The organism is Leptospira fletcheri (assembly GCF_004769195.1).
GTDB classification, from domain to species: Bacteria; Spirochaetota; Leptospiria; order Leptospirales; family Leptospiraceae; genus Leptospira_B; species Leptospira_B fletcheri.
The window spans coordinates 169,284-182,946 of the sequence record NZ_RQET01000001.1 but is presented as its reverse complement, the minus strand read 5'-3'; the positions used below and the strand labels follow the sequence as shown (position 1 = coordinate 182,946).

At 48.3% G+C, this 13,663-nt stretch carries 13 protein-coding genes, 2 tRNA genes and 1 pseudogene; 7 read left to right on the top strand and 9 right to left on the bottom strand.

Features of this window, described 5'->3' with window-relative positions; all coding sequences use genetic code 11:
- Positions 1-18: 18 nt before the first annotated feature.
- The 3 genes from EHO60_RS00870 to EHO60_RS00860 are packed head-to-tail and all read right to left on the bottom strand — an operon-like array spanning position 19 to position 3,360.
- A complete protein-coding gene (locus EHO60_RS00870; RefSeq protein WP_135766275.1) occupies positions 19-750 on the bottom strand; it encodes a succinate dehydrogenase/fumarate reductase iron-sulfur subunit in 732 nt (243 codons plus the stop codon).
- Positions 750-2,666 carry a fumarate reductase/succinate dehydrogenase flavoprotein subunit gene (locus EHO60_RS00865; protein WP_135766274.1) on the bottom strand — a complete coding sequence of 639 codons (1,917 nt, stop codon included), beginning with the start codon at positions 2,664-2,666 and terminating at the stop codon, positions 750-752. Before EHO60_RS00865 ends, EHO60_RS00870 begins: the two co-directional genes overlap by 1 nt.
- A 1-nt stretch (position 2,667) precedes the next feature.
- Complete coding sequence (locus EHO60_RS00860; protein WP_135766273.1) at positions 2,668-3,360, bottom strand: succinate dehydrogenase cytochrome b subunit; 693 nt, start codon at positions 3,358-3,360, stop codon at positions 2,668-2,670.
- Between the two features lie 206 nt (positions 3,361-3,566).
- Between EHO60_RS00860 and EHO60_RS17235 the strand changes: the two are divergent.
- From EHO60_RS17235 to EHO60_RS00835, 5 genes and pseudogenes are all read left to right on the top strand, one after another.
- Positions 3,567-3,893, top strand: a pseudogene (locus tag EHO60_RS17235) (DUF309 domain-containing protein); the annotation flags it as partial.
- 270 nt (positions 3,894-4,163) lie between these two features.
- Positions 4,164-5,036 (top strand): alpha/beta fold hydrolase, encoded by an 873-nt coding sequence (locus EHO60_RS00850; RefSeq protein WP_425460260.1) that lies wholly within the window; start codon positions 4,164-4,166, stop codon positions 5,034-5,036.
- Positions 5,037-5,196: 160 nt separating this feature from the next.
- Positions 5,197-6,087 carry an LA_0442/LA_0875 N-terminal domain-containing protein gene (locus EHO60_RS00845; protein WP_135766272.1) on the top strand — a complete coding sequence of 297 codons (891 nt, stop codon included), beginning with the start codon at positions 5,197-5,199 and terminating at the stop codon, positions 6,085-6,087.
- A gap of 33 nt (positions 6,088-6,120) precedes the next feature.
- Positions 6,121-7,431 (top strand): LIC11996 family lipoprotein, encoded by a 1,311-nt coding sequence (locus tag EHO60_RS00840; RefSeq protein WP_135766271.1) that lies wholly within the window; start codon positions 6,121-6,123, stop codon positions 7,429-7,431.
- A 131-nt stretch (positions 7,432-7,562) separates the two neighbouring features.
- Complete coding sequence (locus tag EHO60_RS00835; protein ID WP_135766270.1) at positions 7,563-7,775, top strand: hypothetical protein; 213 nt, start codon at positions 7,563-7,565, stop codon at positions 7,773-7,775.
- A gap of 71 nt (positions 7,776-7,846) precedes the next feature.
- Here the strand turns inward: EHO60_RS00835 and EHO60_RS00830 are convergent, their stop codons facing one another.
- Both EHO60_RS00830 and serA read right to left on the bottom strand, forming a co-directional pair.
- Positions 7,847-8,152: a PilZ domain-containing protein gene (locus EHO60_RS00830; protein WP_135766269.1), complete on the bottom strand. Its 306-nt coding sequence runs from the start codon at positions 8,150-8,152 to the stop codon at positions 7,847-7,849.
- A 387-nt stretch (positions 8,153-8,539) separates the two neighbouring features.
- Positions 8,540-9,763 carry a phosphoglycerate dehydrogenase gene (gene serA / locus EHO60_RS00825; RefSeq protein ID WP_135766268.1) on the bottom strand — a complete coding sequence of 408 codons (1,224 nt, stop codon included), beginning with the start codon at positions 9,761-9,763 and terminating at the stop codon, positions 8,540-8,542.
- 79 nt (positions 9,764-9,842) lie between these two features.
- Here serA and EHO60_RS00820 point away from each other — a divergent pair, with 79 nt between their 5' ends.
- Entirely contained in the window at positions 9,843-10,412 is a 570-nt protein-coding gene (locus EHO60_RS00820; protein ID WP_246028081.1) for a hypothetical protein, read from the top strand.
- Between the two features lie 15 nt (positions 10,413-10,427).
- Here the strand turns inward: EHO60_RS00820 and lysS are convergent, their stop codons facing one another.
- From lysS to EHO60_RS00800, 4 genes are all read right to left on the bottom strand, one after another.
- The gene (gene lysS, locus EHO60_RS00815; RefSeq protein ID WP_135766267.1) at positions 10,428-11,930 is read right to left on the bottom strand and encodes a lysine--tRNA ligase; all 1,503 of its coding nucleotides are present in this window, start codon (positions 11,928-11,930) and stop codon (positions 10,428-10,430) included.
- A gap of 2 nt (positions 11,931-11,932) precedes the next feature.
- Complete coding sequence (locus tag EHO60_RS00810; protein WP_135766266.1) at positions 11,933-12,568, bottom strand: hypothetical protein; 636 nt, start codon at positions 12,566-12,568, stop codon at positions 11,933-11,935.
- A 63-nt stretch (positions 12,569-12,631) separates the two neighbouring features.
- Positions 12,632-12,714, bottom strand: a tRNA-Leu gene (locus tag EHO60_RS00805).
- A gap of 48 nt (positions 12,715-12,762) precedes the next feature.
- A complete protein-coding gene (locus tag EHO60_RS00800) occupies positions 12,763-13,434 on the bottom strand; it encodes a CDP-alcohol phosphatidyltransferase family protein (RefSeq protein WP_135766265.1) in 672 nt (223 codons plus the stop codon).
- 133 nt (positions 13,435-13,567) lie between these two features.
- Between EHO60_RS00800 and EHO60_RS00795 the strand changes: the two genes are divergently transcribed.
- A tRNA-Asp gene (locus EHO60_RS00795) sits at positions 13,568-13,641 on the top strand.
- Positions 13,642-13,663 lie beyond the last annotated feature (22 nt).

Below are 13,663 nucleotides of genomic sequence, written 5' to 3'. Positions count from 1 at the left end.
CCCGGTAGAGGAGGGACTTTAGGAGAGAATGTAATCCCGATTGAGCATTCTGATGAAATCCCTTTTGATATCTTTCGGGCAAGCCGCCTCGCATTCGTACTGGTTGGTACAGTTTCCGAAGCCTTCCTTGTCCATAGCGGAGACCATTTTCTTGACTCGTTCCTGCTTTTCCACTTGTCCTTGGGGTAAGAGAGCCAGGTGGGAAACTTTCGCGGAGACGAAGAGCATTGCGGAAGCGTTTTTACAGGAAGCAACACAGGCACCGCATCCGATGCAAGTTGCGGCGTCCATAGCCAGGTCCGCGTTCTTTTTCGCGACAGGAAGAGCATTCGCATCGGGAGCTCCTCCCGTATTGATGTTGACAAATCCTCCGGATTGGATGATCCGATCGAAGGCGCTGCGGTCCACAACTAGGTCTTTGATCACCGGAAAGGCCTTAGCTCTCCAGGGTTCCAGAAAGATCGTATCTCCGTCCTTGAAGGATCTCATATGGAGTTGGCAAGTAGTCACACCGGGAAGAGGTCCGTGTGCTTCGCCGTTGATCATGATATTGCAGGACCCACAGATTCCTTCCCGACAGTCGTGTTCGAAAGCGATCGGATCTTCGCCTTTTTCGATCAGTTCTTCGTTGACCACGTCCAACATTTCCAAAAAGGACATATCTTCGGAAATCCCTTTGGCGGGATAATCCACGATTTTTCCCTTTTCCTGGGAGTTTTTCTGTCTCCAGATTTTCAGTTTGAGATCCATTATTTATAGCTCCTCGTTGCGAGTTTAATGTTCTCGAATTCCAGGTGTTCCCTGTGTTCGACCGGTTTTCCGCCAACTCCCTTCCATTCCCATGCCGTGACATGACAGAATTTACTATCGTTACGTTTGGCTTCCCCGTCTTCCATCTGGTGTTCCGTTCGGAAGTGTCCACCGCAGGATTCTTCTCGAGTGAGGGCGTCCAGGCAGAGTAGTTCCGCAAATTCCAAGAAGTCCGCGACCCGACCGGCTTTTTCCAAAGACTGGTTCAATTCCGCGCCGGATCCCGGGACGTTCACGTTCTTCCAGAATTCTTCCCGGATTTGCGGGATTTTCTGCAGAGCTTCCTTTAGGCCTTTGTCGTCCCTTGCCATTCCACATTTGTCCCAAACCAATTTTCCCAATTCGCGGTGGAAGGAATCGACGGTCCGTTTTCCTTTGATGGAAAGAAATTTATTGATTTTTTCCGTGTTCTCCGTCTCGGCCTTCTTGAACTCGGCGTGATCGGTCGAAGGAGTTTTTCCGAATCCGACTTCCGCCAGATAATTTCCGATCGTATACGGTAACACAAAATATCCGTCCGCCAATCCTTGCATTAGAGCCGAAGCGCCCAAACGGTTGGCTCCGTGGTCGGAAAAGTTCGCCTCTCCGATTACGAACAAACCCGGAAGGTTGCTCATGAGATTGTAGTCCACCCAGAGTCCGCCCATCGTATAGTGAACGGCGGGATAGATCCGCATCGGCGACTTGTAAGGGTTTTCTCCGGTGATTTGTTCGTACATCTGGAATAAGTTTCCGTATCTTTCCGCGATGGTGTGCTCGCCAAGGCGTTGGATGGCGGAAGAAAAGTCCAAATAGACCCCTTGGCCTCCGGGACCGACTCCTAGGCCGGCGTCGCAAACTTCTTTTGCGGAACGGGAAGCGATGTCCCTCGGACAAAGGTTTCCGTAGCTAGGATATTTTCTTTCCAGATAATAGTCCCTTTCTCCTTCCGGGATGTCCGCCGGATTCCGGGTATCTCCCTTCTTCTTCGGCACCCAAATACGGCCGTCGTTTCTAAGAGATTCCGACATCAAGGTCAGTTTGGACTGATGGTCTCCGGTAACCGGGATACAGGTGGGGTGAATCTGCGTATAACAAGGGTTCGCAAAGAAGGCACCCTTTTTATACGCGCGGAAGGTCGCGGTGACGTTGGAGCCTTTTGCGTTCGTGGAAAGATAGAATACGTTTCCGTATCCTCCGGAAGCTAGTACGACCGCGTCTCCTGAGTGAACGGAAATTTTGCCGGTAACCAAATCCCGGATCACGACTCCTTTGGCGTGTCCGTCCACGACTACCAAATCCACCATTTCGGTTCTAGGATACATTTTCACGTTTCCTAATCCGATTTGTCTGGAGAGGGAAGAGTAAGCGCCTAAAAGCAATTGCTGTCCGGTCTGTCCCTTTGCATAAAATGTCCGGGAGACTTGGGCTCCTCCGAAGGATCGGTTGTCCAAATGACCTCCGTATTCCCTCGCGAACGGAACCCCTTGCGCGACGCATTGGTCGATGATATTCGCGGAGACTTGTGCAAGACGGTACACGTTTGCTTCTCTCGCTCGGAAGTCGCCGCCTTTGATGGTATCGTAAAACAGGCGGTAAACGGAATCTCCGTCGTTTTGGTAATTCTTTGCCGCATTGATTCCGCCCTGTGCCGCGATGGAGTGGGCTCTTCTCGGGCTGTCTTGAAAGCAGAAGGTTTTTACATTATAGCCGAGTTCCGCAAGTGTGGCGGAGGCGGATCCTCCGGCAAGTCCGGTTCCTATGACTAGAATCGTATATTTACGTTTGTTAGCGGGGTTTACTAATTTGATATGGGATTTGTAACTGTCCCATTTTTGTTCCAAGGGTCCCGAAGGGATTTTTGAATCTAAGCTCATTCTATTGTGCTCCTGGTAACTTTACATATCCCAGTAGGATAGAAAGCGGAATGGAAGAGTTTCCTACGAAAATCAGGATCGCATAAGCGATCGCAAAGGCGTTGGTTTTAGGCGCCCAAAAGGATGTGTTGAGACCGAAGGTTTGGAAAACGCTAGAGACTCCGTGCCTGAGGTGGGAAGCCAGCAAAAACATCCAAAGCACGTACGCTCCGGAAACGATCGGATTTTGAAATCCGAGAACGACCATGGAATACACGTCGTGGCGACCTTGCGCGTCTTTTAATGCAAAGTCTTTGGGATCGGTAATGCCCAAAGTAAAATGAGCTAGGTGGTAAAGGATCGCCCCGAAAATCACCAAGCCGGTCAGAGCCATCATTCTGGAAGAAAGAGTGGCTTGGATCGTGCTGTTTTTCACGTATCCGACCGGTCTTGCCTGACGGTTTTCCACCGAAAGTCGAATCGCATAATAGACATGCAACACGAAGGCCACTAGTAACGTACCGCGAGCGATCCAAAGAAGTCCGCCGAGGCTTTGTAGAAACGCGGCATAGCTGTTGATCTTATCCGGTTCCTGGAAGATCTGGAGGTTCCCCAGCATGTGAAAAAACACAAAGCCGAAAAAAACGAGTCCGGTAATCCCTACGATAGTTTTCCTACCGATGGAAGACCTAAGGTATCCAGCCTGAAAGTCCATTCAAAATCTCCTGTGAGAGTCATGGGAAGAAGTCATCGATTTGTTTTGCGGGAGGGAGAATCCTTAAAGGAAGAAGCGTCTCCGATTTGTCCCAAGTTTTAGGGTAAAAAAACTGCTTTGGACGGAAAGTAACTTTTAAACTAAGGGACAAAAAATGGACATTTGCAAGAAAAGGAAGGAACCCGGTCCGAACCTTCCATTGTGCGATGCGAAAATTTTCCTCGAATCGAAGAGAGGTGAATTTACGATTTTGGTCGGAGATGCGACGGGGAAGAAAAGGGAAAACCATGGAATTCGACCCTGAAATTCGAAGCATCCTTGCGAAAATCTCAAATACTTCCGAAACGAAGGAAAGTTTCCCGTTTGCCTGGGAAAAGGGAAGGGAACTGTACGCAAAGGGAAAATACTTCGAGCTGCACGAAGTATTCGAATTCCAATGGAAGAAGGAAGCTAGAGGACGTAGGCTGTTATTACACGGCTGGATCCAGTTGGCAATTTCCTTAAATAAGATTTTCGTAAAACCGAATGTTCGCGGCGCGAGGATGCAGGCGGAAAAATCCAAACAAAAATTCGAAGCATTGCTTCTTTCCGGAGAGCTTTCCGAAATCGGAAAAAGAATCGTTCCGGAATGGATCGGGTTTTTGGATTCTCTTTTGTCCGAATTTTCGGACGAAAATCGTTGGGATCTCGAACGAATCCAAAAACTCCCGCTGCCTATTTTGACCAAAACGGGAGAGGAATTGCTTTCTTCCTCCGGATCCGATTCCATTCTGGATACGAATATGGGTTCTACAGAAATTCAGATCGGCAAAACGGTAAAAGGGACTTTCGAGTCGGGAGGATACAAACTCTCGTATTCCATCCGGAATAACGGTAAGGGGAGGGCGCTCCTTCAACTTCACGGATTTATGGATTCCTCCGATACCTTCGTGTTTCAGGAGGAATTTCTTTCCGAATATTTCGATCTGTACAGATTCGATTATCGTGGTCATGGAGATTCGGAATGGTTGCGAGAAGGGTTCTATCATTTCATGCTTCCGTTAGTCGACACCCAAAGTTTTATCTCCAAATTTCTGCCGGAAAAATTTCATATACTGGGCCATTCTATGGGGGGAGGTTTGGGATCCAGGATCGCAGGATTGGTACCGGAGAGAGTAGAATCTTTGGTATGTTTGGAGGGATTCAGCTCTTTGCCGAATCCGGAAAAAGAACGGAAACGTTTCCGCTCCTGGCTGGAAACTTGGGAAAATAGTTTGGCGGGAAGGGAAAGAAAGAGACAAAAGAGTTTTCGAAACGTGGAAGAAGCGGCCTCCAGACTTTCCCCGGTGTATCCTAGACTACCTAAGGAACGGCTGCTTGTCATCGCGACGTATTTGACCAAACCTGTGGAAGACGGATTCGTCTGGAAAAGCGACCCGATCTATAAAAGCGGTCCGCCGGTATTCATCAGTCCTCAATTCACGAGGCATCTTTGGGAAAGTGTGTCGTGTCCCGTGCTTGTAGTCTACGGTAAGGAAACCAATCTTCCTTTGGATGATCCGAAAGAAGTGTTTTCACATCTCCGAAATCTTACCTACATCGAGCTGGAAGAAGCGGGCCACAATATGCACCATGATCGTCCGGATCTTCTTGCAAAAGTGATGGAGGGATTTTATTCCGGGAATTCTCTCGTCTGAAGGCAGGAATTTTCTCCGAATGGAATGTCCGACCGCGAAAAAAAAGGATCTCCTTGTTGATAAGAACTAAAATTCCGTAGAACTAACTTAACTCCCCGAAAAACTCCTATGCGACGGAAGGAGAGGAGTGTATTTTTGTCAAAAAGTTGCATAGACAAAAATGTTTCTACGAATTCTCAGTGCCGCCAGATACGGAACTCCGCTAATCCTTCTTCTATTTTCCAGCCAATTGATTGCAGTGCAGTCCATCCTACTTCGAAATGGAAGTACGGTAAAAGGGACTGTGATCACTCAAAACGAAAAAAATATACAGGTAAAGGGGGAAGACGGTAGGCTCGTTACCATCCCCAAAAAGTCCATTTTAAAGGTCATTTACAAGGAAGTTACGAAAGAAGAAGAGAAGAAAATCCGGCAGGAAGAGGAGAAAAAAATCCAGAACATCCAGCAGCCTCAATCCGCTCAGGAGGAGATCCCTGTCATTCCTGAAGTTCCGCAAGAGCCCGTTTTTGTCCCGCCTCCTAAGCCGACCAGAAGTCGGTGGAGCCTAGTCTGGAGATCCGCAGTATTGCCTGGTTGGGGGCATATCTATGCGGATCGTAAAAAAACGGGATGGATCTATGGAGGAACATTCGCTGTCGCTCTCGGATATAGCATCATATCCGCAGAACATGCGAAATCCGCAAAATCCAGTTATGACCAGGCCACGTTCAACTCTGCCTTGATTTTCGGAAATTCTCCGATCGGACTGGGAAGGTTCAATTTGGAAGGCCAGAGGAGCGAATACCAAAAGGACGTGAAACAATACAACCAATCTCTTGCTATTCTAGGGACCGTTTATTTGGTACAATTGGTCCATAGCTATTTCACCGGAGGGACCTGGGCGGCCGAAGAGACGGTCGTTTCCGCGGACGGAACTCCGGTGCGCAACGGCTTCCAATGGAATGCGGGTTATGACAGGGTTCCGACTTCCGTATTTACAAGTACAAGTTTCGCAAACGGTTGGTATGGGAAGGCGTTGTACGGAGAAGTCCGGTATTCAACACTGTTTTAGAAGGTTCATTTCGGGTTTTGGGGAGGAGAGTGTATGAAATCGATGCAGAGTAGATTGTCTAGAACTGCGGCGGGTTTTTTTCTTTTGTTCATTTGTAGCGGATGCATGAAATTTCAGGAAGCCTCCTTAGACCCGCAATCCAATTTCTCTTTGCTGACCACTCTTCTCGGAATCGGAGATTCCGTCGGTTACAATAGCTTTCCCGACATGTACCAGCGATTTCGAACCGTCGGAACAGGGGTGCAATTTTCGTACATTACCCGCCAGAAAGGACTGCAACCTAGCGTTCTAGATCTGCTTTTTACCGGAGGAAGTACGGGGACTTATACGGTTTCCACGAACGTTCCCGGGAGCGGGCTTTTGAGTTCTACCATCGCATTGAATGCCGGCGCGAACGGGTCCGCGAGCGGTTTCTATGCGATGTTCGAAGTGACTGGTACGAACACTTATTATTTTGCACAGGGAGTTTTGCCTCTTACGCAAGGAGCAAATCTCAATTTTACCCAAGTGACCCCGCCGATGGGAGGAACTGGGTTTACTTCGATCTATTACAATTCGGGGTATTATTATTGGTGCGAAAGCGGTGCGTCATACAATTGCTACCGGGCGATTAGCTTTCCGAGTTCCGGAACGTCGATTGCGAATCTTACAACCTGTGTCGGTCCGAAAAGTTCGGGCACCGGATATGAATTTTGCGGTTTCGGAATTTCCGGTTCTTCCGGTGCGTATTCCATGAGCGGACAGTCCGTTTCCAGCGCCGGACTTTCTTCTAACGTCACTACTTCTCTTATATCGTCGTACGGGTATACCCCTTTTACGCTCAACGGGAGTAATGCATCCTGGGCGTTTGCGGACGGCTATAGCCAAGCCTTCTTTTTGGATGTGGGTTCCGCTACGACTTCTTTGCGTATCAATACTACGCCGGTCACGAACTTTACCGTGAGTTCGAGCGCCACTTTTACCACTGTGAACGTCACTCCTCCTTTGTATTTGACGACGACGAGTTCGATCAGCCAAACCGTGGCGCGGATGGGAGTTTCCGGATCCGGAGTTTTAGTTTCCACCATGTACCCCGAGATTTCCGCTCAAGCAGGGTATTCTCCTCTTTACGTCAGCTTGGATGCGGGAGCGACCTGGACTCTCGTTGATACGAGCGCTTTGCCTTTGGGAGCCGCAGGATCCTCTTTTTACGCGAACGCTTACACTTCCACCATTGATTCCACGAACGCAATTACGATATTCATCAGCGTTCCGAGTGCGACCGGAACCGGACTGTACTGGTATACCACTACGAATAACGGAGCGAGTTGGACGGGACCGAATCAGGTTCCGTTTCCGAACTGAAGACCTTCACATCCATTCAGTACTTCTAAATTAGCGGACATAAATATTTTTCGAAGGAAGAAATAAAAAAAACTTGTACTTTTACCTAGGTTCTTTAGGCTACCGTTCAACGTTTTTGCCGAGGAGCAACCATGGAACAGGGAAATAAATTCAGAGACCAACTCGAAAGATATGTCAACTACCGCGGAATCGACATCGTACTTCATCTCAAAGACGGGTCCGTAGTGGAATTGGACAAAAACAGGAGATTGGTCGGAGAAGAGATCGTTTATTTCCCCGATAAAATGAACGTAAGCAAAGTTCCGCTGACGATGATCAGCAAAGCGGATCTATTCGTAGCCTAGACGGAATCGTCTCGGTCGTTTCCGCTCCTAGGAACGAAAACGACCGATTCAGAATCGCTTTTACCCGCTTTTTAAGCGAGGTCCCGGATCAGATCCTCGATCGCCTCTATCTTACCGAAATCCTTTTCGGTGTAATTTAGATAAACGTCGTATTCGAAGTTCGAAATCCGTTCGCATTTGATCACTTTCATCATTAGTTCGATCGAGCCGGAAAGACTGAGCACTCCTATCTGTATGGAAAGGTTGGTTCCGGGATCTACGGCCGAGTCGCTTCTCATTACGAGTCCGACAAGAACGTTCTCCGCGAACCTAAGTTTGGTGTCGTCGATCGTCTCAAAACGAACGTTTAAGGTGGAAGGGATTCTATTGTATTTCATGGCGGTCCTCCCGTTTGCACTAACCCTAATCGAGGATACTTACATACAGATTAAGGAATTTTTACGATTTTAAGCGCGACTTTTGTCAGTAAAAGATCCCTATCCAATTTTGTTCCTCAAGGATCTAACAGCAATTAGCGTGCCTACAGGAAGAGAGATTGAAAGAAATTTTAAAGTAGGCTAAAGAAGACGCGGATCGCCTTTTCGTTGCGTTTTCTCGCTTCACGTAAGGGTTTTGGCGGGAAAAAAGGATCAAACGGATTGAATCGAGAGAAGACCCGCTGTTCAATTTGGCAGCTATTTGATCTAAAGAGAACGGATTTTACGATTTGTTAAACGAATCCAAATCAAGGACGGAAAGAGTCTAGGACGGCGATCTTAGAGGGTTTAGTACAGGATTCTGGTCTTAATGGATCCCGGATGCCTCTCGATTTTTTCCTTCAGCTCGTCACCGACCGTCATGTTGATTACCATCGACAGGTAGCCGATTTCCGCGCTGGTACCCAAATGTTGGGAACTGATATTTGCTCCTACTTCCGAAACCATCGCGTTGATATCCTTCAGGAATCCAGGTTGGTTCTTATGGACATTCAGGATGCGATACATTCCGGTCGGAATCGGATTCAATTCCAATTGCGGAAAGTTCACGGCGAAGGAAGTCGAGCCGTTATTGACGAATTTCAATAGCTTACTGGCCACTTCGGAACCGATGTTCTTCTGGGCTTCCTCTGTGGAACCTCCGATGTGCGGTGTAAGGATCACGTTCTGCAGATTCTGCATTGGAGTCAGGAACGGATCGTTATTGGATTCGGGCTCCTCGGGAAAAACGTCCACACCTGCACCGGCGATATGCCCGCTTTTGATGGCTTCCGCCAGGGCTTCCAGGTCTAACACTTTTCCTCGGGACAAGTTGATGACATACGCACCCTTTTTCGTTTGGTCGATCTGCTTTTTGCCGTACAGATTCGTAGTTTCCGTCGTCTCCGGAACATGAAACGTAACAAAGTCGGAAATTGCCAATAACTCCTCGTAGGAGTGGGCAGGGGTCGCGTTTCCTAAAGGAAGTACCGTTTGGACGTCGTAATAGACTACCTTGAGGCCCATGGCTTCCGCAAGGACGGAAACCTGGCTGCCGATATGACCGTACCCTACGATTCCTAGGGTTTTTCCGCGTACTTCGAAACAATTCTTGGAGATCTTATTCCAGATCCCGGCATGGGTGTTTCGGATATGGTCGGGAACTCGCCTGGCCAGGAGCACGATCTCCGCTATCACCAATTCCGCTACGGATCTGGTATTCGAATAGGGGGCGTTGAATACTGGAATTCCCTTGCTTTCGGACTCCGCCAGGTCGACCTGGTTGGTGCCGATACAGAAACAGCCGATGGTAAGCAAACGTTTCGCCTTGGCCAAAACGGGAGCGGTTATATTGGTTTTGCTGCGGATTCCCAGAACGTGAACATTCTCGATTTCCTTTAAAAGTTCCGCTTCGCTGAAAGCCTGGGGGAGCAGACGGACGTTAAAACCGTCCCTCTGAAAGAGATCGTAAGCGTCTTTATGAATGTTTTCGAGCAGCAGTACGTTGATCTTTTCTTTAGGGTAGGAAATCATAGTTCTAGAACCATAAAAGGACTTCCTCCATTCCCTGGAAATCGGATTTTTGCTTCACGTTTTGCCGCGGAGAGATAGTATGGAATCGATTTTGGAGATGACAGTGCGGAGATTTCAATCTAGTACCCTTTTACAACTCGCAGGCCTATTTGCGGTTTTTCTACTTTCCCTTTCCTGTTCCGCTCGCCCAGAATCTCTTGCGGAACCTGTGATCGAGCAAACGACACTTCGGTCCAGTCCAGTATGTATTTTTTCCTGGTTCTGTTCTCCCGGTCGCTCGGGAGCCTTGAATTTCAAGGGGGTTTTGAATAACCGCACGGGAGAAAAACCGTTGTTCTTGGAATACTACGTGAGTTCTTTCGAGGAAAGTTTTCCGATAGGGGTTTCCTTAAAATTGGACCAGACTTGGCACAATCTGCGGAAGGTTACCACCGATTACGGAGAGACCCTCCGACTCGTTTCCATCCTTCCTCCGGAGGTCGCGGATAAGATCATGGCCGCGAAGGAGATAGAATTCAGCTTCTCTTCCCGCGAACATACGGTCACGAAATCTTTGGGATCCGGAGATTCGGAAAATCTGAAGCAGCAGTTAAAGGAACTTAAGACAAGGCTTGATGCACAAGCAAAGTTGAGCATCGCAAATTACTGAAGAAGTCCGGAGTTTTTACTCCGGACGCATCAGAGGAAAGAGAATGGTGTCCCGGATGGATTGGGAATTCGTCAAAAGCATGACGAGCCGATCGATCCCGATTCCCAAACCGCCGGTAGGAGGCATGCCGTATTCGAGGGCTCGGATATAATCCTCGTCCATCATGAATGCCTCGTCGTCTCCCGCTTCCCGCTGCTTTACCTGTTCCTCGAAGCGTTCCTTTTGGTCGAAAGGATCGTTCAATTCCGAAAACGCGTTTCCGATTTCTCTCCCTACGATATACGGCTCGAATCTTTCCACATAGTTCGGATCGTCCGGACGGGATTTTGCCAATGGAGAAAGTTCTTTCGGGTAATCGGTTACGAATACCGGCTGGATCAGGTTCGGTTCCGCTTTTTCAGAGAACACTTCATCCGCGACTTTCCAGATGGAATGGCATTTGGAGACGTCCACTTTTAAGGCGGAGGCCTTTTCTTTCGCCTCTTGTAAGGTCTTGATCTGGGAAAAATCTATCCCGGAATATTCTTTGATGATATCCACGTATTTTACCCTTCTCCAAGGAGGAGTCAGATCCACCATATCGTTTCCATAAGGAATTTTTAATGAACCATGGATTTTCTGAGTCACGTGAGTGATCAAGCGTTCCGTCAGGTCCAGCATCTTGGACATATCTCCGAAGGCCATGTAGGCCTCCATCATCGTGAATTCCGGATTGTGCTTCGTGGAGACCCCTTCGTTCCGAAAATTCCGATTCAGTTCGAAGACTCGATCCAGACCTCCCACAATTAGGCGCTTCAAATAGAGTTCGGGTGCGATTCTCAGAAATAATTGCATGTCCAGGGTGTTGTGGTGTGTGACGAAAGGCCGAGCGGCCGCACCGCCCGCGATGGGTTGCATCATGGGGGTTTCTACTTCCAAAAAGCCCTCGCCGGTTAGGAAGGATCGGATTTCGGATACGATCCTGCTCCGGGTGATAAAGGTTTCGCGGACGAAGTCGTTGACGACCAAGTCCACATAACGCATCCGATAGCGCTGTTCCACGTCTGCAAACGCGTCGTAAACTACTCCGTCTTTTTCCTTGACGACGGGGAGGGGCCGGATGCATTTCGCTAGCAATTCCACGGAAGTGAGATGGAGGGTCGTTTCCCCTTTTTGGGTTTGGAAAAGATATCCTTCCACTCCGATTTGGTCCCCCAAATCCAGGCTTTTAAAGAGCGAATAATTTTCCTCTCCTAGGTCGTCACGGGTGGCGTAAAGTTGGATTACACCGCCTTTGTCCTTGAGATGAGCAAAACTCGCCTTGCCCATGACCCGCTTCGAATGGAGTCTTCCTCCCAGTTTGAATTTGGTTTCCGGGCCGCTCGGTTTTTGGGAATACCTCTCGATCAATTCGGAAGAATTCGCGTCCGGGAAAAAGCGAACAGGATAAGGATCGACCCCTTTCGCTTTCAATTCCTCCACTTTGCGGATTCTTTGCTGTATTAGTTCGTTGGTTTCCTTAACATCTTGCTGGGACATGTTCAGTTTCCTAATAATATAAGATACAAATACTTGGCCAGACGGCCTAGGATGGATTCGAGGTTTTTAGGTTTCAAAAACCAATCCATAGAGGAGAACCCTTCCGGAACTTTCGAAACGGCGAAATAGATCCCGGCGGGTTCCAGAACGGAACGATAGAGACGCAAAAGAGTAGCCGAATCATATTCGCGTCCTACCAATAAAAATGTCTTCCATTGGCGGTCTAGAGCGATTTTCAGAAGAGTTTTCGGAAACTCTTGCGGTCCGGCAGGGACAGTATAGATCAGAATTTTGTTTTCCTCCACTCCTTGAGAGATCAGATTGGATTGGATCGCGGACGTGAGATCCGTCGGGACTCCTACATCCGAATCGGAACCGGCAGGAGAGTAGAGAACTAGGACTACGGGGGCCAATCCTTTTTTCCAAAGTTGGGAAGCTTGTTTCAGTTTGTCTTTTCTTCCCGTTTCGATCGCCTCGACTAGAATCGCATTCGATTTTTTCGGATCCGCTTTCGAAACAAGAAGTAGGGGAGCGGAAAAGAAGAGAGCCAGGAATAGAAAAAGCAAAGTAAAAAAGCCGTAAAAGACCAGTTTAGCTTTATTAAGAAATTCTTGTACGGATAGGGGGCTCGATGACATTCGGTCTTACCGTTGGCCGGGCCGGAAAGAGAATTTTAGGGGATTGGTTTGCAATGTTCCGTTTGCTCGAGAGGGGACTCGAACCCCTACACCTAACCGGCACAAGCACCTCAAGCTTGCGTGTCTACCAATTCCACCACCCGAGCAGGCTGCGATTGACAGAATGGGGGAGGACCTTGCCGTGTCAAGGAATTTCATACCAACTGATACTTCTTCTTCTGTTTCTTATCCTTCGGATCCAATACGAATCTCTCGGGGTGGAATACGATGTCCCAATACCTACGAGCATAAGCGACGACTCCGATCGTCAATATCGTAACTAAAAGATAACCGGAATATTCCGGATGATAAAAGAGATGGTCTTGCGGATAATTCCCGTACAACAAAGGGAGAGTCATGTACCAGAGAACCGTGACCGCGACGAGCCCGACTCCGATTTTTCCCCACCAATTCGGCTTCCCTTGGATTCCCCGTTTTAAATACAGAAAGCCCCCCAACCAGACTCCTAGGATTTCCCGTAAAATATAGACACAGAGAATCCATAGAGGGAAATGATAATAATGTACAATGACGGAGAGTCCGCCTACGGTCACGATCTTATCGCAGATCGGATCTAGATATCTTCCGAGAACCGATTCTTGTCCCAGAAGTCTCGCCAAGAATCCGTCGAGATAATCCGTGAGAACCGCTAAAACGCAGGTGCCGATCGCTAAGAGGAGATACTCTCCTTGCTTCGGCGCTTCCATGTGCTTTCGAGTGAAGTGGATGAAAAACGGAAGAAGAAATACCCTGCTGATGGAAAGAAAATTGGAGACCGTGAATATCCGATCCTCGAGTAAATCTTTGGGCTTTTTTTCCTGTAGCATTTTCTTTGCGTATCCGGATAGAATACATCCATCCTTTGGTGAAGAATGGGAAAGGGACTTAAAAATTCATCCTTTTTTCCGGTAAACATTGTTGACCGGAGCAAGCTTCAGGAAATGATGTTCATCGGAAAGAGGAGCTGTAGCTCAGCTGGTTAGAGTGCCTGCCTGTCACGCAGGATGTCGCGGGTTCGAGTCCCGTCAGCTCCGGATTTATCACCCCGTTTCGTTC

Excerpts from the sequence above, each read along its gene's own strand:
- EHO60_RS00800 (WP_135766265.1), bottom strand. The coding sequence starts at position 13,434 with ATGCTACAGGAAAAAAAGCCCAAAGATTTACTCGAGGATCGGATATTC.
- EHO60_RS00870 (WP_135766275.1), bottom strand. The coding sequence starts at position 750 with ATGGATCTCAAACTGAAAATCTGGAGACAGAAAAACTCCCAGGAAAAG.
- EHO60_RS00830 (WP_135766269.1), bottom strand. The coding sequence starts at position 8,152 with ATGAAATACAATAGAATCCCTTCCACCTTAAACGTTCGTTTTGAGACG.
- EHO60_RS00865 (WP_135766274.1), bottom strand. The coding sequence starts at position 2,666 with ATGAGCTTAGATTCAAAAATCCCTTCGGGACCCTTGGAACAAAAATGG.
- EHO60_RS00820 (WP_246028081.1), top strand. The coding sequence starts at position 9,843 with ATGGAATCGATTTTGGAGATGACAGTGCGGAGATTTCAATCTAGTACC.
- EHO60_RS00835 (WP_135766270.1), top strand. The coding sequence starts at position 7,563 with ATGGAACAGGGAAATAAATTCAGAGACCAACTCGAAAGATATGTCAAC.
- EHO60_RS00810 (WP_135766266.1), bottom strand. The coding sequence starts at position 12,568 with ATGTCATCGAGCCCCCTATCCGTACAAGAATTTCTTAATAAAGCTAAA.
- serA (WP_135766268.1), bottom strand. The coding sequence starts at position 9,763 with ATGATTTCCTACCCTAAAGAAAAGATCAACGTACTGCTGCTCGAAAAC.
- EHO60_RS00845 (WP_135766272.1), top strand. The coding sequence starts at position 5,197 with ATGTTTCTACGAATTCTCAGTGCCGCCAGATACGGAACTCCGCTAATC.
- EHO60_RS00860 (WP_135766273.1), bottom strand. The coding sequence starts at position 3,360 with ATGGACTTTCAGGCTGGATACCTTAGGTCTTCCATCGGTAGGAAAACT.
- lysS (WP_135766267.1), bottom strand. The coding sequence starts at position 11,930 with ATGTCCCAGCAAGATGTTAAGGAAACCAACGAACTAATACAGCAAAGA.
- EHO60_RS00840 (WP_135766271.1), top strand. The coding sequence starts at position 6,121 with ATGAAATCGATGCAGAGTAGATTGTCTAGAACTGCGGCGGGTTTTTTT.